Source organism: Halobellus sp. Atlit-38R, assembly GCF_003665925.1.
GTDB classification, from domain to species: domain Archaea; phylum Halobacteriota; class Halobacteria; order Halobacteriales; family Haloferacaceae; genus Haloquadratum; species Haloquadratum inordinatus.
The window spans coordinates 1-485 of sequence record NZ_QXIJ01000262.1 but is presented as its reverse complement, the minus strand read 5'-3'; the positions used below and the strand labels follow the sequence as shown (position 1 = coordinate 485).

At 65.2% G+C, this 485-nt stretch carries 1 protein-coding gene; it reads left to right on the top strand.

Annotation, left to right across the window (positions count from 1 at the left end):
- Window positions 1–50 precede the first annotated feature (50 nt).
- The coding region (locus tag D3D02_RS19265) for a response regulator (protein ID WP_147435760.1) at window positions 51–485 on the top strand (435 nt) is incomplete at its 3' end.

Below are 485 nucleotides of genomic sequence, written 5' to 3'. Positions count from 1 at the left end.
TAATCTGCCAAACAGTTATCAGACAGACCGTCGAACAACAGCCACAACGCATGGACGTAATCGAGGGGGAGTTGTCGGCGATACGCGTGCTCTACGTCGATGACGACGAGGGGCTGTTGGCGCTGACGAAGCGGTTTCTCGAATCGGCGGACGACGGTATCGAGGTCGAGACGACCGACTCGCCGCGGCGGGCGCGGCGACTCCTTGAATCGGAGTCGTTCGACGCGGTCGTCTCCGACTATCAGATGCCCGAGATGTCTGGACTCGAACTGCTGTTGGAGCTCCGCGACGGGCGCGACTCCGGCATTCCCTTCGTCATCTTCACCGGACGGAGCCGCGAGGAGGTCGCCATCGAGGCGCTGAACCTCGGGGCGGACAGCTACCTCCAGAAGGGCGGCGACCCGACGGCGCAGTACGGCCTCCTCCGGCAGACCCTCGTCCGCCTCACGGAACACCGGCGCGCGGAACGGCGACTCCGCGAGCGC